This is a genomic window from Halomonas sp. Mc5H-6 (assembly GCF_024124705.1).
GTDB classification, from domain to species: domain Bacteria; phylum Pseudomonadota; class Gammaproteobacteria; order Pseudomonadales; family Halomonadaceae; genus Vreelandella; species Vreelandella subterranea.
Map to the genome: position 1 here is coordinate 206,043 of NZ_JAMXSI010000003.1, position 13,999 is coordinate 220,041.

The 13,999-nt window shown below is 60.6% G+C and carries 12 protein-coding genes and 1 pseudogene; 8 read left to right on the top strand and 5 right to left on the bottom strand.

The annotated features are described in order from the left end of the window. Window positions 1-27: 27 nt before the first annotated feature. The 4 genes and pseudogenes from NH395_RS06685 to hemC form a co-directional block, all read right to left on the bottom strand. Window positions 28-1,287: a heme biosynthesis HemY N-terminal domain-containing protein gene (locus NH395_RS06685; RefSeq protein WP_066316375.1), complete on the bottom strand. Its 1,260-nt coding sequence runs from the start codon at window positions 1,285-1,287 to the stop codon at window positions 28-30. Continuing rightward, on the bottom strand, window positions 1,284-2,783 hold the full coding sequence (locus NH395_RS06690; RefSeq protein WP_253023378.1) for a uroporphyrinogen-III C-methyltransferase: 1,500 nt from the start codon (window positions 2,781-2,783) through the stop codon (window positions 1,284-1,286). The genes NH395_RS06685 and NH395_RS06690 overlap by 4 nt, the downstream gene beginning before the upstream one ends. A 16-nt stretch (window positions 2,784-2,799) precedes the next feature. Then, window positions 2,800-3,578, bottom strand: a pseudogene (locus tag NH395_RS06695) (uroporphyrinogen-III synthase). Further along, window positions 3,575-4,519, bottom strand: a complete 945-nt coding sequence (gene hemC / locus NH395_RS06700) for a hydroxymethylbilane synthase (RefSeq protein WP_253023382.1) — start codon at window positions 4,517-4,519, stop codon at window positions 3,575-3,577. Before hemC ends, NH395_RS06695 begins: the two are co-directional and overlap by 4 nt. A 138-nt stretch (window positions 4,520-4,657) precedes the next feature. Here hemC and NH395_RS06705 point away from each other — a divergent pair, with 138 nt between their 5' ends. The 8 genes from NH395_RS06705 (at window position 4,658) to NH395_RS06740 (ending at window position 13,225) form a co-directional block, all read left to right on the top strand. Then, window positions 4,658-7,087 carry an EAL domain-containing protein gene (locus tag NH395_RS06705; protein WP_253023384.1) on the top strand — a complete coding sequence of 810 codons (2,430 nt, stop codon included), beginning with the start codon at window positions 4,658-4,660 and terminating at the stop codon, window positions 7,085-7,087. Between the two features lie 104 nt (window positions 7,088-7,191). Beyond that, complete coding sequence (gene argH / locus NH395_RS06710) at window positions 7,192-8,598, top strand: argininosuccinate lyase (protein ID WP_253023386.1); 1,407 nt, start codon at window positions 7,192-7,194, stop codon at window positions 8,596-8,598. Next, window positions 8,595-8,705 carry a lipoprotein gene (locus NH395_RS06715; RefSeq protein WP_082925969.1) on the top strand — a complete coding sequence of 37 codons (111 nt, stop codon included), beginning with the start codon at window positions 8,595-8,597 and terminating at the stop codon, window positions 8,703-8,705. The genes argH and NH395_RS06715 overlap by 4 nt, the downstream gene beginning before the upstream one ends. After that, entirely contained in the window at window positions 8,706-9,977 is a 1,272-nt protein-coding gene (gene lysA / locus NH395_RS06720) for a diaminopimelate decarboxylase (protein ID WP_253023388.1), read from the top strand. Next, window positions 9,977-10,810, top strand: coding sequence for a diaminopimelate epimerase (gene dapF / locus NH395_RS06725; protein WP_253023390.1), 834 nt, complete (start codon window positions 9,977-9,979; stop codon window positions 10,808-10,810). Before lysA ends, dapF begins: the two co-directional genes overlap by 1 nt. Before the next feature lie 72 nt (window positions 10,811-10,882). Beyond that, entirely contained in the window at window positions 10,883-11,593 is a 711-nt protein-coding gene (locus NH395_RS06730) for a DUF484 family protein (protein ID WP_253023392.1), read from the top strand. Next, window positions 11,586-12,491, top strand: a complete 906-nt coding sequence (locus NH395_RS06735; RefSeq protein ID WP_066316362.1) for a tyrosine recombinase XerC — start codon at window positions 11,586-11,588, stop codon at window positions 12,489-12,491. Before NH395_RS06730 ends, NH395_RS06735 begins: the two co-directional genes overlap by 8 nt. Beyond that, on the top strand, window positions 12,488-13,225 hold the full coding sequence (locus NH395_RS06740; RefSeq protein ID WP_253023393.1) for an HAD family hydrolase: 738 nt from the start codon (window positions 12,488-12,490) through the stop codon (window positions 13,223-13,225). The genes NH395_RS06735 and NH395_RS06740 overlap by 4 nt, the downstream gene beginning before the upstream one ends. On the opposite strand, the gene yihA is transcribed toward NH395_RS06740, so the two are convergent. Then, window positions 13,219-13,854 carry a ribosome biogenesis GTP-binding protein YihA/YsxC gene (gene yihA, locus NH395_RS06745; RefSeq protein ID WP_066316354.1) on the bottom strand — a complete coding sequence of 212 codons (636 nt, stop codon included), beginning with the start codon at window positions 13,852-13,854 and terminating at the stop codon, window positions 13,219-13,221. The two genes, NH395_RS06740 and yihA, sit on opposite strands and share 7 nt — an antisense overlap. Window positions 13,855-13,999: the final 145 nt, after the last annotated feature.

The window sequence follows — 13,999 nt, forward strand, 5'->3', positions numbered from 1 at the left end:
CCCTTTTGAACTTCAGCTGTTCTTGCATCAGGCGCGTTTCTTCGCCCGTTTGCCGTCCGGCTGACTATCGTTTGCATCGCTGGGTTGTGGCAACGACGGCAGCGACTTGGCCAGCATTTCCACACTGTGGCGGTAGTACAGCTGGCTCTTGTTATGCTCGCCGAGGCTGGCGTAGAGGCGGGCAAGCTCGGCGCAGACGACACCGCTGGGGCGTTGGCGCTGGCTGGCCTCAAAGTACTCTTGCGCTTTGGTCCATTTACCGGTGCGTAGTGACAAACGCCCGCAGGCGAGCAGCAGCTCGGGGTCGTTGGGCCGCTCCTGGAGCCATTTTTCGGCCTTGACGAGCTGGCGCGACGGGTCGACGTTGAGCAGCCCGTAGCGCTTCACAAGCCGGGCATCCCAGTGATGGTCGAGAGAGTGGTTGAGCAACCGTTCGGCAATGGTGTCTTCGTTGGCCTGAAGCAGCGCTTCGGCGTACAGCACGATGAGTTCTGTCTTGCCGCGCAGGTAATCGGGCATGTCGGCCCATAGGCTGCGAACGCGTTCGATATCGCTCGGATTTTTGGCCTCGAAGATAATCAGCTCACGGTACGCCTTGAACTCCAGCTCCTCGCGCTCCTGTTGTGAAATCAGCTTTTGCGCGGCTAACCGGGGGATCAAGCGGCGTAGTCCTTCCCAGTCGTTGACACTCAGGAAGACCTGCTTGAGCAGCTTGAGGACTTGGGGGTGATTCGACAGCTGCTTGTCCAGGCGGTTAAGAATTGCCAGCGCTTCTTCAGGCTGCTGGCGGTCGATCAGTAATTGCGCCTGCATCAAGCCAATCGCGGTATCGGCACCTTCCGTGGTCAGTTGGGCCTGATTGATGTGCTCCTGGGATTGGGTGTAGTTGCCTTGATAGTGCGCTGCCAGGGCCGCCGAGAGGTAGTTGACCAGCGGCGTGCTGGAATCATCCGCCGCTTTCACCAGGGTTTTCTCTGCGCGCTTCCAGCGCCCTTCGGTCATGGCCACCAGCCCGCGCACGGTACGCTTCATGGCGCGGCGGTTGCGGGCGCGGCTATTCCAGGTGCGAAATCGGCCTACCGGGCGAATCATGCCGCTTAGCAGGCGCAGTATGAAATGCAGCACCAGGAAGGCGGCCAGCAGCAGCACAAGGCCAAACCAGAAGGAGGTTTGCACCGAGGTGTCTCCGACGCGTATCAGCCAGTAGCCGGGCACTGACATCATCAGATGGCCAAATAGCGCCCCAACGGCTAGCCCGGCGACAATCAGCAGGATGAGCTTTCTCATGACTCACCTCCCTCTTGCTGGCGCGACTCGTGACGGTTGTCGATAAATTCCGCCATGGCCTGCTGCGACCCACTGATATCAGGTAGTTCGGGCTCGACGGTCACGTTTCGGAGCTCTTCAAGGCGTTCGATAACACGCTGGGCTTCCTGGCGAGAGGTGTCGTAGTAGCCGTTGATCAGCTCCAATGCCTTATCGATACTCGCTTCGTAAAGACCCTGTTCTTCTTTGAGCAGCGCTAGCTGGGCTTGTTCGAGTATCAAGCGCAGGCTTTGGCGCAGGTACGACTCCTGTTCCGGGGTCACCAGTGCTTCCAGAGCCTCGTCATGGTGACGGATCATGACCAGGTCTTTCAGCTCTTCGCCGAAGCGCGCCAGTTGGCGCTGGAAGGTACCGGAGGGCGGCTGTTCGATGCTTGAGGTAACGGCACGCTCTTCCACTTCCTGGGCAAGGCGAAGGCCGGCGACGCGCTCCTGTTGTGCATTCAGGGCCAGATAAACCCCGGTGCGGTCGAGGCGCGGAACGGCGTCAAGGGCGGCCAGTTCGTTGGCAATTTCACGCCGTACGGGGGTCAGTGCGGGGTTGTCGGCATCAGCCAAGCGTGCATCGGCGGTGCGCAGCAGAGCGGTGGCACCCTCAACATCCCCTTCCAGCTGTAGACGCTGGTTGGCTAGACGCAATAAATAAGCGGCTTCGGCATGCAACCAGTCGCGTTCATCGGTTTCCTGCTCTTGGGAGAGTTGAGCGAGGACGTCATCCAGGGTGTCGTCGACGTTACTGCGATAGTTGGCAAACTCATCACGCAGCTCGCTGATAGTGCTATCCAACCTTTGCTCGCGCTCGGCCTGAGCGCTTTCAAGCTGCGCGGCAAGGTCGTCAACGGACTGTTGCGTCGCACTGCTGTCACTGAGTTCATTAAGCCGCTGCTGCTGGGCTTCCAGGCGGAGCCAGCCCTGCCAAGCGACCACGCCAACCGCTATGGCCAGTAGCAGTACCAGCACAATGGCGACCCCACCTTTGCCTTTGCCGCCGCCAGTAGGCGTCGTGGCCTGGGGCGGCGGGGTTTGCTTGTTGCCCGAACCCGAAGAAGGCATTGACGACGAAGCAGCACTGTTAGCGCTGTTGGAGGGGGTGTCCTGTGAAGAGGTAGCCTTCTTGGGATCGCTGGATGCTGAGGCTTTTTGCCCGTCGCTTGACGCGCTTGATTGATTGGCACCTTGATGCTTTTGCTGGGCCGTCTCCTGAGCCGCATTCTTGGCGCTTTTCTGGCGTCGCCGTGAGCGCTGGCCATTGGATGAGGCAGCCGTCGTCTGTGACGACGGTGAGGCGGGTGCGCCCGTCGAGGGGCCGACGTCGTCGCCACGATTACCCGTATTGGGGCTACCTGTATTATTAGGGGAACCCGTTGCGGAGGATGACGACTCGGCTGTCTTCGCCTCACCGGCGTTATTGGCCGCGTTTTTTGGGGTGTCGTCCTGATCGCTTGTTTGTTTGCTCATCTGTCGCTAGCCCTTGTTAAGTTCCTTGATCGACATCGGCACCCGCTGGGTCTAGGCCCGAGCCAACGCGGCGATTAACGCCGGTGGTGTGGCTCCTGACGCCACGATGGGGACATAAAACCCCAGTCTTTCAGCCAGTGTAGCCAAACGGCGACTGGAAACGATTAGCGGTTGGTTCAACGCTGCCGGTTGGCACCATTTTGCCAGATGTTCTAAGAGTTCGCCGCTGGTGACGATCAACGCCCGGTAATTACCCGCCGCGAGGCGGTCTTGCATGGGGCGCGATGGCGCCAGCAAGTGGCGTCGATAAACGGCCAAAGGTGTCACCCGGGCGCCGCGTTCGGCAAGCGTATCGGCCAGCAGCGCGCGCCCGCTTTCACCCGCAACGATCAAAACGCGCTGGTGAGAAAGCGTTTGCAGTGATGCCAAGCGGAGCAGCGCCTCGCTGGTATCCTCACCTTCGCGCGGCGGCGGCACATGCACCCGCACGCCTAACTGGTCGTAAAGCAAGGCCGCGGTACTTTGGCCAACGCTATAGTAGTCAATGCCAACCGGCAGCTGTGGCCAGTAGCGGTCGAGCGCCTCGCTCAAACAGCCAGCGGCAAAGGGACTCACAACGACGATCTTATGGTACTCATCAATATTCAGCCAAACCTGACGCATGGCAGCGTCTTCGGGCAGCGCTTGAAGCTGCATCACGTCCAGCGCTTCAACACTGGCGCCTGCGCTGCGCAGCGCCTCTGCCAGTGCTATCCCTCTAGCCCCGGGCCGGGTGATCAGTACCGGTAGCGTCATATGTCGTTGCCGTATACCTCGGCCAGAATCTTGCCGGCGCCTTGATCCAACAGCTCCTCGGCGATGCGAATCCCCAAGGCTTCGGGTTCGTGCATCGAGCCGTGGCCTTCCGCACGGAGCACTTCAGTGCCTTCCGGATTGCCCACCAGCCCACGCAGCCACATCGTCTCATTTTCAAGGTCAAGCACCGCATGACCGGCAATGGGCACCTGACAGCCGCCTTCCAGGCGCGTATTCATCGCTCTTTCCGCACGAACACGTGTAGCCGTATCAGCATCATCCAACGGCGCCAAAAGTGCAATCAATTCAGGATCGTGCAGCCGACATTCAATGCCAAGGGCGCCCTGACCGCAGGCAGGCAGGCAGATTTCAGGAGGCATTGCCTGGGTAATGCGGTCGTCCAGTCCGAGCCGTTTGAGGCCGGATGTGGCCAGGATGATCGCATCGAATTCACCGTTATCCAGTTTGCCCAGGCGGGTCTGGACATTGCCACGCAGATTCAGAATACTGAGATCAGGGCGCGCTTCGCGCATCTGCAGGCCCCGGCGCAGGCTGGCCGTGCCAATGCGTGCGCCCTCCGGCAGCTCGTCAAGACTTTGATAATGGTTTGAGACAAAGGCGTCGGTGGGATCGGCACCTTCGAGAATGATCGACAGGCCCAAGCCTTCAGGGAAATGCATGGGGACATCTTTCATGGAATGCACCGCGATGTCGGCGCGACCATCCAGCATGGCTTCTTCCAGTTCCTTGACAAACAATGCCTTGCCGCCAATTTTGGAAAGCGGTGTATCGGTGATTTTGTCGCCTCGAGTGGACAGTGGCACAAGTTCGACCTCAAGTCCGCTGTGCACTGCCATCAGGCGATCACGAACATGCTCCGCTTGCCACATCGCCAGCTGGCTTTTCCGGGTGGCGATGCGTAGTTTGGTGATAGATGCCACGTTATTCTCCTTTAGCCGCTGACACGGCGCGTCAAACTATGATAATTCTCATCATAAAGCACCCGGCTACCCAGTAAAAATAACCAATGCTGCAAGCGACCTTGAATGCGTCCCAAGTCGCATGCCTCAGGATACCCTATGACGCCCTCTGCACCGCATGGACAGCTGGATCAGTTTTTCTTGCTTTCTCATGACCTGTTTTGCTGCCTGGACTTGAAGGGGCAGGTTCTGCAGGTGAACCCTGCCTTTGAAAGCCTTCTGGGCTACCCTGCCCGCGAACTGCTGGGTAAAAGTGCCGGGAAGGTGATTGATAAGCGCGATCATGCGTTGATCGAGGCGAAGCTTGCGTGCCTGGTGGCGGGGGAGGAGGTCGCGCCCTTTGAAGTGCGCGCGCGTTCGACCTCAAAGGCACTGCATTGGCTGGAGATTGACCCCTCCCTGGGCGAGGGCATGGTCTATGTGGTGGCGCGGGTCGTTACCAAGCGCAAGCACGTGGAAGACCAGTTATGGCGTACCCAGCAGTTGTTCAGGATCGTTGGGGAGACGGCATTAATCGGCGGCTGGTATGTGGACATGGACGAGGGAAGGCCCACCTGGTCCGATGAAGTCTGTCGGATTCATGGGGTGGAACCGGGGTTTCAGCCCACCTATGAGGACGCCGTTGGATTTTATACCGCGGCGTCACAGCCGCGTATCAAGGCACGCTTTGCCGCCTGCCGTGAACGGGGGATCGATTTCGATGAAGCCTTTGAAATCGTTACCCGCGACCAGCGGCCGATCTGGGTACGCGTGATCGGCAAGGCGGTTCGCGATAGCGAGGGCAACGTGATTCGGGTGCAGGGCTCCACCCAGGATATAACCGCCAGCAAAGCCACCGAGCGCCAGTTGCAGTTGCTGGAACGCAGCGTCGAGTCCAGCACCAATGGTATCTTGATCGTGGATGCGGGGAGCGCCGACCTGCCCATCGTGTATGTCAACACGGCATTTGAACAGATTACTGGTTATAACCGGCAAGAGGTGAAGGGGCGTAATTGTCGCTTCCTGCAAGGTGAAGAGACCGACCCAAATGCCGTTAAACAGTTACGCAAGGCCATTGCGGCGCAGACCGAAGCACATGTGGTGATTCGCAATTACCGGCGTAGCGGCGCCCCGTTCTGGAACGACCTGCACATTTCGCCGGTACGCGATGAGTTGGGGCAGGTAACGCATTTTATCGGCGTGCAAAACGACATCTCCGAACAGCGTGAATACCAGGCACAGCTGGCTTATAACGCCAACCATGACGCGCTGACCGGGCTGCCCAACAGGGTGCTGCTGACCCAGCGGCTGGAGCAGGGTTACCTGGTGGCGCGCCGCTACCAGCGCCATCTGGCCGTGCTGTTTATCGATCTTGACGAATTCAAGCCGATCAACGACACCCTCGGGCATGAAGTAGGCGACTTTATCCTGGTAGAAGTTGCCAAGCGTCTGGAAGAGGAACTGAGGCCCTGGGATACCGTGGCGCGTTTTGGTGGCGATGAATTCGTGGTGTTGCTGCCGGATTTGGCCGACCCAAACGATGTCATTCAAGTGGTGGAACGGATTCTCACCCGCTTGGCGACCCCCTACTGGCACCAAGGGGGCGAGCTGCGTATTACCGCGAGTATCGGGGTGGCGATGAGCGACGGTACCCTCAGCGACCCGCCCCAACTGATCCAGCAGGCCGACTTGGCGATGTTCAAAGCCAAGCGGCGTGGGCGTAATACCTGCCAGTGGTATACGGAGGATCTCAATCGCAAGGTCAGCGAACGGGTCAGCCTGCGCAGTGCGCTGCAGCATGCGATTGAGCAGCAGCAGTTCGAGCTACACTTCCAGCCGCAAATGCACGGGCCCAGCGGCAGGGTGGTGGGCGTGGAAGCGCTGATACGCTGGCCGCACCCCGAGCGCGGTTTCATTCCGCCCGGTGATTTTATTGGCCTGGCGGAAGACACCGGACAAATCATCCCGATCAGCGACTGGGTGCTCGACACCGCCTGCCGTGTTGCCAAACAGTTAAACGAGTTGGGCCAGGGGCGCATCACCATGGCGGTCAACGTCTCGCCGATGTATTTCCAGCGCCCCGGTTTTCTGAAAACGATTGAGCGCGTGCTGGAGGAAAGCGGCCTGGCGCCGGACCTGCTTGAACTGGAGCTGACCGAAGGCGTGCTGATGGACAGCGCAGAGCAGGCTATTCAAGCCTTGCAGAACATAAGGCAGTTGGGCGTGCACATTGCTGATGACTTCGGCACCGGTTTTTCCAGCCTGAGTTACCTGAAGCGTCTCCCCATTAACAGAATCAAAATAGACCGTTCATTTGTGCGTGATGTAATTACCGACCACTACGATGCCGCCATCATCGACGGCGTTGTCGCCATGGTGGGGAAAATGGGGTTAGAGGTGCTCGTCGAGGGTGTGGAAACCGCTGAGCAGTTTGCCTACCTGACGCAGCGTCACTGTGACTACTTTCAAGGCTATTACTTCGCCCGCCCCATGCCATTAAAGGCGCTGCTTGCTTTTTTAGTTTCCCCTCCAGCGTTGATGACACCATAGCGATTGAGGCCGTCGTGATAAAACGGCGTCCCGCTCCCGACGGCGACTCTGTTACACTTTCCGCTATCGACTCTAATTGTTTTTGTCAGCAGGATATGCCTCCGATGAGCCAAGCTACGAACCAGTCTTGGGGCGGTCGCTTCAGCGAGCCCACCGATGCCTTTGTGGAACGCTTTACCGCGTCCGTCAATTTTGATCAACGCCTGGCCCCCCAGGATATTCAGGGTTCCATTGCCCATGCCACGATGCTGGCGCGTGTCGGCGTGCTGACGGACGACGAGCGTGACGCGATTATCCATGGCTTGAGCGAGATCAAGGGCGAGATCGAGCGCGGTGAGTTTGAGTGGTCGGTGCCGCTGGAAGACGTGCACATGAACATCGAAGCCCGGCTGACCGACAAGATTGGCATTACCGGCAAGAAGCTGCACACCGGCCGCTCGCGCAACGACCAGGTGGCCACCGATATCCGTCTGTTCATGCGCGACGCCATCGACGTCATCGAAGCCGAGCTTGTTCGCCTGCGTGAAGGCATGATCGGGCTTGCTGACCGCGAGGCCGAGACCATCATGCCGGGCTTTACCCATCTGCAAACTGCCCAGCCGGTCACCTTTGGCCACCATCTGCTGGCCTGGCAGGAAATGATTGCCCGGGATCACGAGCGCCTGTTGGACTGCCGCAAACGCATCAACGTGATGCCGCTGGGCGCCGCCGCGCTGGCCGGTACCACCTATCCGATTGACCGCCATGTCACCGCGGAGCTGTTGGGCTTTGAGCGCCCGGCGGAAAACTCGCTGGACGCCGTGTCCGATCGTGATTTCGCCATCGAATTCACCAGTTTCGCCAGCATCCTGCTGATGCACCTGTCGCGCATGAGCGAAGAGCTGGTGCTGTGGACCAGCGCCCAGTTCGATTTTATCGACCTGCCCGACCGCTTCTGCACCGGCTCGTCGATCATGCCGCAGAAGAAAAACCCCGATGTGCCCGAGCTGGTGCGCGGCAAGACCGGCCGTATCTATGGGCATTTGATGAACCTGCTGACGTTGATGAAGTCCCAGCCGCTGGCCTACAACAAGGACAATCAGGAAGACAAGGAGCCGCTGTTTGACGCCGTGGATACCGTGCGTGACTGCCTGAAAGCCTTTGCCGACATGGTGCCAGCCATCGAGCCCAAGAAAGCCAGCATGTTCGAAGCGGCGCGCAAAGGCTTTTCCACGGCCACCGACCTGGCTGACTACCTGGTGCGCAAAGGGGTGGCCTTCCGTGATGCCCATGAGATCGTCGGTCAGTCGGTAGCCTATGGTCTGAAGGCTGAAAAAGACCTGTCGGAAATGACGCTCGATGAGCTCAAGCAGTTCTCGGCCACCATTGAGCAGGATGTGTTCGAGGTGCTGACGCTGGAGGGCTCCGTGGCCGCGCGCAATCACATCGGCGGGACGGCCCCCGATCAGGTGCGTGCCGCCGCCCAGCGTGCCCGCGACGCTTTGGCCGCCATCAAAGGGGAAGCGCAATGAAAAAAATCGCCTTGCTCGCCGTTGTCGCCCTGTTGCTGGTGGGCTGCGGACAAAAAGGGCCGCTCTATCTGCCCGATGACGATAATGTCGACCAGCAGGAGGGTTAAGTGGATCATTTCAACGACCGTGACGGCCTGCTTTTTGCCGAAGGTGTCCCGCTTGACCGTATCGCCGAGATATACGGTACGCCTTGCTACGTCTATTCAAAGGCAACCCTGACGCGCCATTTCCGCGCTTATACCGAAGCGCTGGGTGGCCACCCACATCTGATCTGCTACGCGGTAAAGGCCAACTCCAATATCGCCGTGCTGGGGCTATTGGCCAAGCTCGGAGCGGGCTTTGACATTGTGTCGGTGGGCGAGCTTGAGCGTGTGCTCAAGGCGGGCGGCGACCCGGCCAAGGTCGTGTTTTCCGGCGTGGCCAAGCAGCCAAAGGAAATGGCCCGTGCGCTTGAAGTGGGCATCAAATGCTTCAACGTCGAGTCACGCCCCGAGCTCCAGCGGCTGAACGCCGTGGCGGGCGAGCTGGGTAAGGTGGCGCCGGTGTCGCTGAGGGTCAATCCCGATGTGGACGCGGGCACCCACCCGTACATTTCCACCGGCCTCAAGGACAACAAGTTCGGCATACCCGTCGACGATGCCCTGACGGTGTACGAACTGGCCGCGAGTCTGCCCAACCTGCAGGTCAAGGGCCTGGATTGTCATATTGGTTCCCAGCTCACCGAAACCGCACCCTTCCTGGATGCCCTGGAGCGTTTGCTGGTGCTCATGGAGCGCCTGCGCGAGCGTGGCATCGAGATCGACCACCTGGATCTTGGCGGCGGCCTTGGCGTGCCCTACCGGGATGAAACGCCGCCACACCCGTTTGACTACGCCAGCCAGCTGCTCTCGCGCCTGTCGCGCTGGGAAGGCGGCGAGCAATTGACGCTGCTGTTCGAACCCGGTCGTTCGATTGCCGCCAACGCCGGGATCATGCTCACCCGAGTGGAGTTTTTAAAGCCTGGCGAAACTAAGAACTTTGCCATCGTTGATGCCGCCATGAACGACCTGATACGCCCGGCGCTGTACCAGGCATGGCAAGCCATTGTGCCGGTGGATACGCGTTTGGCGCGGGACACCTCCACTTACGATGTGGTGGGGCCGGTCTGTGAAACGGGCGACTTCCTGGGCCAGGAGCGCGAGTTGGCGATTGCCGCCGGTGACCTGCTGGCCGTGCGCTCCGCCGGCGCCTATGGGTTCGTCATGGCCTCCAACTACAACAGCCGCCCGCGCCCCGCCGAAGTGATGGTGGACGGCGAACACTGCCATCTGGTACGCGCCCGTGAAACGCTGGAAAGCCTGTGGGCCGGTGAAGCCTTGCTGCCCGAAGGAGGCACTTAATGCTTTTGCACTTCACCAAAATGCATGGCCTCGGCAATGACTTCATGGTGGTCGACCTGGTCACCCAGCGCGCCCGCCTGCGCGACGAGCAAATCCGTCAACTGGCGGACCGGCGCTTTGGCATCGGTTTTGACCAGCTGCTGATCGTGGAGCCGCCCAGCGACCCCGATATGGACTTTCGCTACCGGATTTATAACGCTGATGGCAGCGAAGTCGAAAACTGCGGCAATGGGGCGCGCTGTTTTGCACGCTTCGTTCGCGATCAGCGACTGACCCACAAGCACGAAATTCGTGTTGAAACCGCTGGCGGCCCGCTGGTCTTGAACGTTCAGCACGACGGTATGGTGCGTGTCGATATGGGGCAGCCGCGTTTTAAGCCGTCAGCCGTGCCATTCGACGCGCCGGGGGACCAGCCGCTGCACGATGTCGAGGTGGACGGTGAAACGCTGTCACTGGGTGTGGTATCGATGGGCAATCCCCATGCGGTGCTGCAGGTGGATGACGTTGATACCGCCCCCGTGGCGCGCTTGGGTCCGCTGATCGAAGCGCATCCGCGCTTCCCCCAGCGGGTGAACGCTGGCTTTATGCAGGTGCTGTCAGCAAGCGAAATCCGGCTACGGGTGTTTGAACGCGGGAGTGGCGAAACGCTAGCCTGCGGTACCGGGGCCTGTGCGGCTGTTGCCACTGGTATCCGCCAGGGGCTGTTAAAAAGTCCGGTGCGTGTCCATTTGCTCGGCGGTGAGTTGAGTGTCGAGTGGCCTTCACCCGAGTCACCGCTGATCATGGTCGGCCCGGCGACGCATGTCTTCGACGGCCGGGTGGCGATTTACTAACGCCTTTGAACAACTGCGCCTTTGAACAACTGATAGAACAAGCAGTCTTTGACTAACCCAAGGAGAACGGCGATGTCTCAAGCCCCAGAACCGCGCAAAACGCTCGACCCCGATCAAGTCGCGTTTTGGCTGGCGCGTCATCCCGATTTTTTCGTGGGGCGGGAAGGGCTGCTGCAGCAGTTGCAGGTTCCTCATCCGCATATTGACGGGGCGGTGTCGCTGCTCGAACGCCTGGTGATCGACTTACGCCAGCGCGCCGAGACCGCCGAAGGGCGTCTTGAGCATTTGCTGGAAACCGCCCGTCATAACGAGGCGCAGTACCGGCGACTGCGCGAAACGCTGCTGGCGCTGGTGGAAGCCGACACGCGTGACGCTTTGGCCCAGGCGTTGGCCACGCAGCTGAGCGAGCGCTTCAACACCCCCGCCATGGCGCTATGGTGCCCGGCGACATTAAGCGACGACGAACCCTCGCTGCCGCAGCCGCCCCGTCATGTTCTGGATCAGCATGCCAGCGCCCGGTTGGCGGCGTTGCTTGATGGCCGCACCAGTCGTTGCGCCAAGCTCAGCGTCAGCGACTGGAAGTGTTTGCTGCCCCACGTCAAAGCGCCGCGCAAGGCGGGGTCATGCGCCATTTCGCGGCTCTCGGCGGGCGAGCCGCTGGGTTACTTGCTGATTGCCAGCCCCGATGCCGATCAGTACCGCGCCAGTATGGACACGCTGTTTACCGAGTACCTTGGCGACATCGTGGCACGGCTGCTGATTCGCCTGGCCCCTCATGAATGACGACGCCACCCGCCAGCACGCTGAGGGGTTTCTCGCCTCGCTCGCACGCCACGCAAGCGAGGCGACCGTGGCTGCCTACCGCCAGGATATCGGCGCACTGTGCGGGTTTATTGAACGCCAGAACGATGATGCCGCCCCATTTGACCAGCACCTGCTGCGCGCATTTCTAGGGGAAGAGCGCCGCCGGGGGCTTGCGCCACGCAGCCTGGCCAGGCGCCGCGCGGCATTATCGCGGTTTGCCGATTACCTGGTGAAGCAGGGCGTCATTGCCGATAACCCGCTGGATCTGGTCCGTACACCCAAGCAACCCCAGCACTTACCGCGCCCGGTGGATGTCGATACGCTGGCGCGCTTCCTGGATACGCCGCACGATGACTCACCCCTGGCGCGGCGCGATCAGGCCATGCTGGAGCTTTTGTACTCGAGCGGCCTGCGCCTGGCGGAGCTGGCGGCGCTCGACCTCGACGCCTTGCAGGACCGACGTGTCCGCGTGCTGGGCAAGGGCGGCAAGCCCCGGCAGGTGCCGGTTGGTGACCGTGCCCGGCAGGCGTTGGCGGCCTGGTTGAGCGTGCGGTCTCATTTGGCGCCTGACGCTGAAACCGCGCTGTTTGTCGGCCAACGCGGGGCACGCCTGGGGCATCGGGCGATTCAAAAGCGCCTGGCGTCCCTTGCCATCGAGCGGGGACTACCCGAGCATTTGCACCCTCACCGGCTGCGCCACTCATTCGCCAGTCATTTGCTCGAGTCCAGCCAGGACCTGCGCGCGGTGCAGGAGCTGCTGGGCCATGCCAACCTCTCGACCACCCAGGTGTATACGCGGTTGGACTGGCAGCACCTGGCAACGAGCTATGACGCCGCGCACCCCCGCGCTAAACGCCGCCCAAGGAGCGAGCCATGACCTCTCTCAAGGTGATTACCTTTGATCTGGACGATACCCTCTGGGATAACAGCGGCGTGATGGCGCGCACGGAAACCGGGCATTACGGCTGGCTGCTTGACAATCTGGCCGTATGGTTGGAAGAGCGTCGCTGGCCGCCGTGGCGGCTAGATGTTGATCAGGGGCTTGAGGATTATCTGCAACGCCGAAAACGGCTGGCCCTGGAAGTGCCCGAACGGCGCGGCGACTTTACCTGGCTGCGTTTGCGTGCCCTGGAAGCGCAACTGGAAGCTCAGGGCTTGCCGCGTAGCGCCGCCACACTGTGGGCCGCCGCCGCCATGAATGAGTTCCATCGTCTGCGCGTGCAGGTAACGCCGCACCCCGAAGCCGCCGAGTTATTGGCAGACCTGGGGCAGCGCTATCGGCTGGCGGCCATCACCAACGGCAATATCCACCTGAAACGTCAGCCGCTGGCGGGTTACTTTGAAGTGGCGATTGCCGCCGGCGAACTACTGGCCCCCAAGCCCGACCCCACGGCGTTTCTGGCTGCGCTTGAACGCTTCGAGGTCGCGCCGCAAAACGCCATGCACGTGGGCGATTCCTGGGAAGAAGACATAGTGCCGGCCTTGCGGTTGGGCATGCACGCGGTGTGGATCAGCGAGGAGCGTCACGACGCGTTGCCCAAGGGCGTCCATCGGATTGGCCATGTGAGAGAACTGCGCGGCGTGCTGGCGGCGCTGAATAGCCCCTATTGAGGCGTTTGCAACCACTGGTCCAGACGCTGTGCGAGGGTGTCGACCCCGTCACGCTTGAGCGACGAAAACAGCTGAACCGATACCAGGTCCTCCCACTCCTTCAGGCGTGAACGCACTTGCTGCAACGCCGCGCTGGCGGGGCCCTTTTTCAGCTTGTCGGCCTTGGTGAGCAGGATATGCACCGGCATGTCACGCTGGTCGGCGAACCCCAGCATCATCTGGTCAAACTCGGTGAGCGGGTGGCGTACATCCATCAACAGCACCAGCCCGCGCAGGCTGAAGCGGCCGCGCAGGTAGTCAGACATGTGTTGCTGCCACTCCTGCTTGACCGTTTCGGGGACTTTGGCGTAGCCGTAGCCGGGGAGGTCGACCAGGCGGCGTGCCTCGTCATTCATGACGCTAAAGAAGTTGATCAACTGGGTGCGCCCCGGCGTACGCGAGGTGCGGGCCAGCGCTTTCTGTTGGGTGAGGGCGTTGATCGCGCTGGACTTTCCCGCGTTCGAGCGGCCTGCAAAGGCGACTTCGGCACCGGTATCGTCCGGGCAGAGGGCGAGCGTGGGCGCACTGGTCATAAATTGCGCGGTGGGGTAATTAAGTCGCACAGCTGAACTATCATGGGGGGTAGGCATGGCATTAATCCCGACAAACAAAGATAAAAACAATCAATAAGGTGACCAACAATGTGCGACAAGATTTCTGCAATTTGGAGGCTTCGCTATACTGCACACAGATGGGTTTCTATGGCCCGCGGGTAGTGTAACACCGTGCTCTGCC

Bases quoted from the DNA above. Each gene is read 5' to 3' on its own strand.
- NH395_RS06685 (WP_066316375.1), bottom strand. From the start codon at position 1,287: ATGAGAAAGCTCATCCTGCTGATTGTCGCCGGGCTAGCCGTTGGGGCG.
- NH395_RS06690 (WP_253023378.1), bottom strand. From the start codon at position 2,783: ATGAGCAAACAAACAAGCGATCAGGACGACACCCCAAAAAACGCGGCC.
- NH395_RS06705 (WP_253023384.1), top strand. From the start codon at position 4,658: ATGACGCCCTCTGCACCGCATGGACAGCTGGATCAGTTTTTCTTGCTT.
- argH (WP_253023386.1), top strand. From the start codon at position 7,192: ATGAGCCAAGCTACGAACCAGTCTTGGGGCGGTCGCTTCAGCGAGCCC.
- NH395_RS06715 (WP_082925969.1), top strand. From the start codon at position 8,595: ATGAAAAAAATCGCCTTGCTCGCCGTTGTCGCCCTGTTGCTGGTGGGC.
- dapF (WP_253023390.1), top strand. From the start codon at position 9,977: ATGCTTTTGCACTTCACCAAAATGCATGGCCTCGGCAATGACTTCATG.
- NH395_RS06730 (WP_253023392.1), top strand. From the start codon at position 10,883: ATGTCTCAAGCCCCAGAACCGCGCAAAACGCTCGACCCCGATCAAGTC.
- NH395_RS06735 (WP_066316362.1), top strand. From the start codon at position 11,586: ATGAATGACGACGCCACCCGCCAGCACGCTGAGGGGTTTCTCGCCTCG.
- NH395_RS06740 (WP_253023393.1), top strand. From the start codon at position 12,488: ATGACCTCTCTCAAGGTGATTACCTTTGATCTGGACGATACCCTCTGG.
- yihA (WP_066316354.1), bottom strand. From the start codon at position 13,854: ATGCCTACCCCCCATGATAGTTCAGCTGTGCGACTTAATTACCCCACC.